Here is an 8,219-nt window from a genome sequence, read left to right on the forward strand (position 1 = left end):
GGCATAAGACCCGCCCGCCTTCATGAACTCCATTTTCTGTGGTGTGAAGGATCCAGCCATATCGACCAATTCCTCGGATCCGTCCGCAGAATAGAGTTTCTTCTGCTTGGTGTTGATCTTCAGAACGGTGCCAGTCGCAACAGAATAGCGCTCTTCGAGAATTGCATCGCCGTTGTTGTTCTCAACCGGCTCACCGTTCTCGTCTAGTTTCTTGACCCAGTTCTTCAGGTCCACACCGATACCACCTGTCACGCCAACGGTGGTCAGGAAGATTGGCGAAATACCGTTGGTGCCAGCAACAACCGGCGCGATATTCACGAACGGCACGTAAGGCGAGGCTTGCTTACCGGTCCAAAGTGCCACGTTGTTCACGCCTGACATCCGCGAAGAGCCAACACCCATGGTGCCTTTTTCAGCAATCAGCATGACACGCGCATCAGGATGTTTGATTTTCAGAGCTTCGATTTCTTGCTGTGCGGCCTCGGAAATCATGCATTTGCCGTGCAGTTCACGGTCGGCACGAGAGTGCGCTTGGTTGCCCGGAGACAGCAGATCGGTAGAGATGTCCCCTTCGGCCGCGACATAGGTCACGACTTCGATCTCTTCATCGATCTCTGGCAGCTTGGTGAAGAATTCCGCCGCTGTGTAGCTTTCCAGCAGTTCCTTCGCGATCGCGCTGCCCGCGTCAAAGGCCTCTTTCAGACGTGCCATATCTGCGTCGTACAAGAAGACTTGTGTCTTCAGGACGTCGGCCGCTTTGCTTGCAATGGCTGCATCATCACCCAGGGCCAGGTCCAGCAGGACGTCAACGGATGGGCCACCTTTCATGTGGGACAGCAGCTCGAACGCGAAGTCGACAGAGATCTCTTCGACAGTGGCGGTGCCCAGCACGATGTCTTTCAGAAACTGTGCCTTCGCACCCGCCGCACTCGTGGTGCCCGGCAGCGTGTTGTAGATAAAGTAGTGCAACGAGTCATCGCGATGCGCGTTGTCTGTGTCTTTGATCTGGGCGATCAGCTCTTCGACCAGATCTGCCTGATCAATCGGCTTTGGGCTGAGGCCCTGTGTTTTACGGGTTTCAATCTCTTCGAGATAGTCTGTGTACAAGCTCATGTAGATACCGGCGCGTTAGAGTTTGTGAAATGCGTCCCTGAACGGCGGTTTTGTTTGCGCGCTGGGACAGCTGGCTGTGCTTCTCTTATTTCAGCATACAATGGTATGCAAGACCTTTTGCCGCCCTTCTCGGCAATGTGAATATAACGACAAGCGCCCGCGTCGTAAAACTCCACAGGCGCCCTGTCAGCAAAATTCCCGATTGTGAAAAAGGGCCTTTAACAGTTATGTCAGCCACGTTTTAGCACAGGCGTTCCAAATGCCCAATGCGACACTCTTTACGCCCTGAGGCCGTCACAGGTTGGCCAGCAGGAAATAGATTGGCATTCCAAGCGTAAGATTGAAGGGAAAGGTCACACCCAAGGCCAATGTCAGATAGATGCCGGATTTGGCACGCGGCAAGGCAAGCTTCATCGCCGCAGGCACCGCGATGTAGGAGGCCGATGCGCTGAGCACCATCAACAGAAAACTGCCACCTGCCGACAAGCCCACCAGTTTCGCCAGCGCCAAGCCCAGAAGCGCGCCTACAAGAGGCATGACACAGCCAAACCCCAGCAAACCAATCGAAATGTCCTTGCGGTTTTCAAGCAGGCTGCGCCCTGCCGACAGCCCCATATCCAAGAGGAAAACTGCCAGAACGCCGGTAAATGGCACCACGATAAAGGGATGCAGATCGTTCAAACCTGCCTCGCCTGTGATGGCCCCGATCGCAAACGATCCAATCAACAGAACGATCGAGCCATTGCCCAGGATGTGCCGGAACAAGGAACAGTCCACGGCTGTCACGCCACCTTTGCGTGCCGCAATCCAAAGCGCAGAAATGATCGCGGGCACTTCCATCACAGCTGCGACCGCAACCAGATACCCCTCAGACGCGATGCCACGTGCTTCAAGCAGGCTGACCGCCGTGACGAAGGTTACAATGGAAATCGACCCATAGTGCCCGGCAACAGCGGCGGCGTTCAGATCATCCAGTTTCGTCATGATCCGCAGCAGGCCATAGGCCGCGAACGGCAGCACAAATGACAGCACCACCCCTGCCCCAAGGGCCGCAATCAACTGTGCGTCAATTCCGCTTTGTGCGACGGCAACACCGCCTTTGAACCCGATGGCCAGCAGCAGATAGATCGACATGATCTTGGCTGCGCCTTCGGGAATAGAGAGGTCACTTTTGGCAACGGCTGCAAGCAAGCCAAGGATGAAAAAGAGGATAGTAGGCGCAAGCAGATTGCCCGCCAGAGCGGCGATAGAGAGTTCCATAACTGTCCCTTAGTGTTTGTCTTTATTCGGCAGCGACAGCGGCAGGCGCGGTGCGTGGTGCGGCAGAGCGCAACACCACGAAGCCGAGAATGCCTGACAGGATAGACCCCGAGATCACGCCCAAGCGCACAGCATTCATCGTCTCATCCGCGCCAAAAGCCAGCGATCCGATAAACAGGCTCATGGTAAAGCCCACGCCGGTCAGACAGGCGACCCCATAGATATGTCGCCAAGTTACGCCCTCGGGCAGTTTCGCGACGCCGGATTTCACGGCGACAAAGGAAAACAGCATTACGCCCATTTGCTTGCCCACGAACAGGCCCGCAATGATGCCAAGCGTCAGTGGTTGCGTGAAGTCCGCCAGCGTCAGCCCGGTCAGTTTCACACCCGCATTCGCAAACGCGAATACTGGCAAGATCAGGAAGGCCACCCAATAGTGCAGGCCTTTTTCCATGCGGTGCAGCAAAGTCTTTTCGTGATACGGCGCTTTCATCGGAATGGTCATCGCAATCAGCACGCCCGCAAGAGTCGCATGGACACCCGATTTCAGAACACAGACCCACATGAAAATACCGATCAACACATAGGGCGCAGCGCTTCTGACGCGCAGCCGGTTCAAGGCCACCGCCAGTGCAAAGCCCAGCATCGACAGGGTCAGCGCGTTTGTTGACAGCTCGGAAGTGTAAAAGACCGCGATGATCACAATCGCGCCAAGGTCGTCGATGATCGCGACGGCCAGCAAAAACACCTTAAGGGCCAGCGGCGCGCGCGTTCCCAGCAGGGCCAGAATACCAAGGGCAAAGGCAATATCGGTCGCGGTTGGCACGGCCCAGCCATTGAGGTTCTCGGGCGTTCCCCAGTTCAGGAACACAAATACCAAGCCCGGCACTGCCATCCCGCCGATGGCTGCAACTATGGGCAATATCGCCTTGTCAAAGCTCGACAATTCGCCGTTCAGAACCTCTCGCTTGATCTCAAGCCCGACCAAAAAGAAAAAGATCGCCATAAGGCCATCGTTGATCCACAGGAACGCGGGTTTCGAAATCTCAAAGCCCCCGACGCCAATGCGCACATTGGTCCCCAACACGCCATCATATAGCGGCGCGAGGCCGGTGTTGGCCGCGAGCATGGCCAACAGAGCCACCCCCATCAAAACCAGCCCAGCGCTGGCTTCGAGCTTCATGAAGGCCTGCACGCGAGAGAGGGCTTTATCCATTTTTGGTCTCCAGTCAAAAGTCGTTTGACGGGCATATCGGTTGAAATATACATAATTTCAAATATAAGCTAACTCTGAATTACATAGGATGAAGCTATGTCAAGGCCGACAATACGACAGCTGGAATACATCGTGGCGGTGGCCGAAACCGGTCAGGTTGGTCTGGCGGCGGCCCAGCTTAACGTCAGCCAGCCAAGCCTGTCCGCCCAGCTTGCCGAGGTCGAAGCCGACCTTGGGGCGACCCTGTTTCAACGCGGGCGCTCTGGGGCCAAAGTCACACCAATCGGCGAAGATATTGTCAGGCGGGCGCGCCAAATTCTGCATGAACTTCAGGACTTACGGGCCGCGGCACAGGGAGAAGGCATCTTTCAGGGCCGTCTGCGACTGGGCGTTTTGCCCTCGATCGGCCCCTATCTGTTGCCGGGGGTTGTAAAGCGGCTGCACAAAGAACACCCAAGCTTTCGCTTGATCGTGCGCGAGGAAAACACCCGGGATCTGGATGAAGGCCTGCGCAGCGGGCGGCTGGATATGATCATTTCGACGCCCCAAGATCACCCCGGCGCGCGGTATGACGACCTGTTCGTCGAAGACTTTTGGGCCGCCGTCGCGCGGGATGCACCCATTGCCAAAAACAAAGACCAGCTTCGCCTTGCGGATCTGGCTGATCAGACGCTGTTGACGCTTGGATCAGGACACAGGCTGTCACATATGGTGGCGGGACTGGCGGCAAATGCCGGCGGGCGCGTGTCTGACGAATACGAGGGCACCAGCCTGGACGCGATCCGCCTGATGGCCGCAACCGGCGCGGGCGTCGCGGTTTTGCCCAGCATTTATGCCGCAACCGAAGCGCGCCGCGGCACGGACGTAAAGCTCTATGCGATCAACGACCGCTCGGCACGACGTGACATCGCCTTGATCCAACCCCTGCTGCCCGAAGCGCGCACGGGCACCGACGTATTGGTCGAGATCCTGAAAAGCGAAGCCACGCGCCTGTTGTCGCGCTCAAAGTCGATTGGAAAGTGACAGCGCTCGGCAGCAAACACAGTGCCGAAGGCAGATCACACGGCTGCGGCCGTGTAGCTCTGGTAGACATCGTCATAGTCCGCGATCGTAACAACCTGCCCTGTCTCGGCGAAATACTTCAATCCAAACAGATGCTTGCGCAAAGACTTCGTCATCTGGCCACGCATCAGATACTTCATGAAGCTTGGCGAAAAGGAATTGAAGGAAATCATCCTCAACTGCGTCTGCCGATCTGACAACGCCGTCAGCTCATGGGTTGCTGACATATGTTTAACCATCGGCAGATTGTGGGACACGACAGCGATGCTAAAGCTGTCGGTGCCGTTCACCTCGTTGATCTTTTCATCCAGGAACAGCTTTTCGTTGAATTTGCAGTGACGCACGACATCCATCCCGCCTTGTGTGGCGCCGTTCATATAAGTTGAGCTGACCATCGTCGGGTTGTGGATATGAATGTCTCCGTATTGTGTGAACAACACCTCCCACACCCGATCCTTGGATGCGTTGATGGTTTCGACAAACTCCGTCCGGTTCAGTGTGCGCGCCATGATATTTGATCCCTGTTTGAGTGAGACCATGATCTAGGTGTTCAAAAACCGGTTGGGAATTGCGATAAATGGGGGGGCGAGGTGCAAAAATGGTCCACCTCAGGCGTGGCGAAATCCTAACTGGCGACAGGCCTACTCACGACGCCAAATCACCGTTCTTTTTCAATGTGCCACGTTTGCAGTTCCCGTGCGACGCGCAGGACGGCGCCGTCCTCGGGTTCGTCGACGCGGAACTTGCAGCTCCAGTTCATCAGCACAGGCACCGGACCAAGCGGCAAGGCCATAATTCGCCGCGAGGCCACATGCGGCGCGATCGCCCATTGCGCCAGAATACTGGTGCCCTGATTTGCCGCGACCAGCTCGATAATGGCTTCGGGCAACTCGACGGCGGCAGTCCAGCTTGGATAGCGGCGCTCTGCCCGAAACAGCCGTGCAAACTCTTGATCTGGCTCAGGTATTTTGGTGAACGTGATGAATTTTTGCCCCTCGATGTCCCGTGCACTCACCGATTTGGCCTTGGCCAATGGATGTTCTGGCGCACATACAAACACCAAAGGATCCTGAAACAGGTGCAGCGACCGCGTGGCAGCGTGGCTTGTTTCAGCGGCGACGATGGCAAGGTCGATCTGACGGTCCAAAAGCGAGGTCACCATGTCGCGCCGATAGCCCGCCATGATCTGAATATCGACGGTTGGGTGTTTCGCGCGAAAGACCTCTAGAAACGCGGGAAACCAGTGATAGGCGCTGTAGTTTTCAACGGCGATCCGCACCACGTGATCGATGCCCGCGTTCATCCGGCGCACCTCATCCTCGATCAGATACATCTCGCTTAAAAACGTGTCGCTAAAGCGGGCCAGATATTCGGCGGCGGCCGTCATACGCAGGCGCTTGTGCATGCGTTCAAACAGCGGCACCCCCAACCGCCTTTCTGCTTCGCGAATTCTGTGCGACAGTGCGGACGGGGTCAGCCCCAATTCGTCAGCGGCATCCACAACCCGACCCGTTTTGCCAATGGCGCGGATCATCTGCAGGTGGCGAATGTCTAGGCGCGGATTGTCCATTCTGATCTCTGCGTGAAAGTTGCTCATCAAAAGCTACGATTAACGCGATTGTTGCTCAATCAATTTTTTGCTGAGAATGACGAGACCCCCAGTGAAAGAGAGCCAGATGACCACCCTAACAGATGCCAATTCACCGCGCGCACTTGATCGTCAATTCCATGTGCACGGACAAACAAACGCGCGCCTGCATCAACAAGACGGGCCAACAGCAATGGCCATGCGTGGCCACGGGGTTCGGATCGAAACTGATGACGGGCAAAGCATCATTGACGGGTTCTCGGGGCTGGGATGCGTGTCGCTGGGCTATCACAATGACCGGCTGGCACAGGCCGCGATGGCGCAGATGCAGGACTTGCCCTTTGCCCCGACCTTTTATGGCCGATCCCACCCAAAAGTGGCCGAGCTTGCACGGGTCTTGACCAGCAAAGCGGCGGTGCCGTTTGAAAAGGCCATGTTTCAGTGCTCGGGGTCCGAGGCGAACGACTCGATGATCAAATTCATCTGGGCGCGCAATATCGCGCGGGGCCAGCCGCAAAAACGCAAGATGATCTCGCGGTGGCGGGGCTATTACGGTAATACGGTCGCTGCCGTCTCTCTGTCTGGCCAGCCCCATATGCACGCAGGCTTTGGCCTTCCGATGGATGACTTTCTGAAGGTCTCGACGCCCAATTTCTATTTGAACGCCAAGGCCGGTGAAACCGAGGAAGAGTTTTCGGCCCGTCTGGCGGACGAACTTGAGACCACCATTCTTGAGGCCGGCCCCGACACGATTGCCGCCTTTTTCGCAGAGCCGATGCAATCTGGCGGAGGCGCCATTCACCCGCCCAAAGGCTATTGGACCGCGATGCAGGATGTTCTGCGCAAATATGACATCCACTTCCATGTGGACGAAACCGTCTGTGGATTTGGGCGCACTGGGCATTATTGGGGCGCGCAGGCCTTCGACCTGACTCCAGACAGCACCACCTGCGCCAAGGCGTTGACGGCGGCTTTCTTTCCGATGTCGGCGATTATGTTCAGGCAGGATTTCTTTGATGACCTGATGCGCACCTCGGACGCCTCGGGCGTGTTGGGGCATGGCTTTACCTATGCCGGACATCCCGTCGGGGCCGCCGTCGCCCTAGAAGCGCTGCGCATCTATGATGACATTGACCTGATCGGCCACGTGCGCCGTGTTTCGCAGCCTTTTCTGGCGGGATGCGAGGCGTTGATGGATCACCCTCTGGTGGGGGATGTGCGCGGGATCGGCTTGTTTTGCGGCATTCAGCTGGTACAGAACAAAACCACGCGCCAGCTTTGGGATCCGACTCTTAAGGTTGGAACTATGGTGCAGGATCGCGCCCATGCCCGCGGGCTGTATTTGCGCTCGATCCCGCCAGATCGCATCAGTTTCATGCCCCCCTTGATCATCACCGAGGACGAGATCGCCGAAGCAACGCCGATCCTGAAATCCGCTTTGGATGATGTTTGGGCCGACGTAAAAACCCGCCTCTAGGCCTAGGCTTTCATCCGCAGGTTATCCGGGTCATAGACATGCGGCACTTGGCGGCGGGCTTTGCGAGTCTGCCCCAGCACGCGCACCATACAGTCTGCGCCCATCTGCAACGTTCCGCGTTTGACATAGGCCAGCACGCAATGGGTTCCGGTGCGATAGCCGTGGCTGGCCGAGGTCACATAACCGATCCAATCGCCGTCCCTCAGGATGGGGTCCGAGGCCAGAGGTTCTGGGCCATCGTCCAGAATTTCAAGGCCAACCCACTCCCAATCGGCCTCTTGGCGTGATTGCTGCTCAACCGCCGACCGACCTATAAATTCGCCTTTGGTCATATTCGCGAAACGCCCCAGACCGGCGTCAAACAGCGTGTATTCCGTGCCAAAATCAGAGCCCCAGCCGTGATATCCTTTTTCAATACGCATCGCGTTCAGCGCATAGGATCCGAATTGGCATCCCCCCACAGCGCGCGCGTTTTCCATGATCGCCTCATAGACCGCGACGAG

The 8,219-nt window shown here is 56.8% G+C and carries 7 protein-coding genes and 1 pseudogene; 2 read left to right on the plus strand and 6 right to left on the minus strand.

Annotation, left to right across the window (positions count from 1 at the left end; genetic code table 11):
• From ACEQWH_RS08765 to nhaA, 3 genes and pseudogenes are all read right to left on the minus strand, one after another.
• Window positions 1–1,113 (minus strand): annotated as a pseudogene (locus tag ACEQWH_RS08765) (bifunctional aconitate hydratase 2/2-methylisocitrate dehydratase); the annotation flags it as partial.
• A gap of 294 nt (window positions 1,114–1,407) precedes the next feature.
• The gene (locus tag ACEQWH_RS08770; RefSeq protein ID WP_370229853.1) at window positions 1,408–2,373 is read right to left on the minus strand and encodes a sodium-dependent bicarbonate transport family permease; all 966 of its coding nucleotides are present in this window, start codon (window positions 2,371–2,373) and stop codon (window positions 1,408–1,410) included.
• Window positions 2,374–2,395: 22 nt separating this feature from the next.
• Window positions 2,396–3,589 (minus strand): Na+/H+ antiporter NhaA, encoded by a 1,194-nt coding sequence (gene nhaA / locus ACEQWH_RS08775; RefSeq protein ID WP_370229855.1) that lies wholly within the window; start codon window positions 3,587–3,589, stop codon window positions 2,396–2,398.
• A gap of 96 nt (window positions 3,590–3,685) precedes the next feature.
• On the opposite strand from nhaA, the gene ACEQWH_RS08780 reads away from it, so the two are divergent.
• Complete coding sequence (locus ACEQWH_RS08780; protein ID WP_370229857.1) at window positions 3,686–4,612, plus strand: hydrogen peroxide-inducible genes activator; 927 nt, start codon at window positions 3,686–3,688, stop codon at window positions 4,610–4,612.
• 35 nt (window positions 4,613–4,647) lie between these two features.
• Here ACEQWH_RS08780 and ACEQWH_RS08785 read toward each other — a convergent pair whose 3' ends face one another.
• On the minus strand, window positions 4,648–5,160 hold the full coding sequence (locus tag ACEQWH_RS08785; RefSeq protein WP_370229860.1) for a hypothetical protein: 513 nt from the start codon (window positions 5,158–5,160) through the stop codon (window positions 4,648–4,650).
• A 149-nt stretch (window positions 5,161–5,309) separates the two neighbouring features.
• Window positions 5,310–6,221, minus strand: a complete 912-nt coding sequence (locus tag ACEQWH_RS08790) for a LysR family transcriptional regulator (RefSeq protein WP_370229861.1) — start codon at window positions 6,219–6,221, stop codon at window positions 5,310–5,312.
• Window positions 6,222–6,327: 106 nt separating this feature from the next.
• On the opposite strand from ACEQWH_RS08790, the gene ACEQWH_RS08795 reads away from it, so the two are divergent.
• On the plus strand, window positions 6,328–7,716 hold the full coding sequence (locus tag ACEQWH_RS08795; protein ID WP_370229862.1) for an aminotransferase: 1,389 nt from the start codon (window positions 6,328–6,330) through the stop codon (window positions 7,714–7,716).
• Between the two features lie 2 nt (window positions 7,717–7,718).
• Here the strand turns inward: ACEQWH_RS08795 and ACEQWH_RS08800 are convergent.
• Window positions 7,719–8,219 (minus strand): glycine cleavage T C-terminal barrel domain-containing protein (locus ACEQWH_RS08800; protein ID WP_370229864.1); only part of this gene is annotated, 501 nt, incomplete at its 5' end.

It is taken from the genome of Cognatishimia sp. (assembly GCF_964229375.1).
Taxonomy (GTDB): domain Bacteria; phylum Pseudomonadota; class Alphaproteobacteria; order Rhodobacterales; family Rhodobacteraceae; genus Cognatishimia.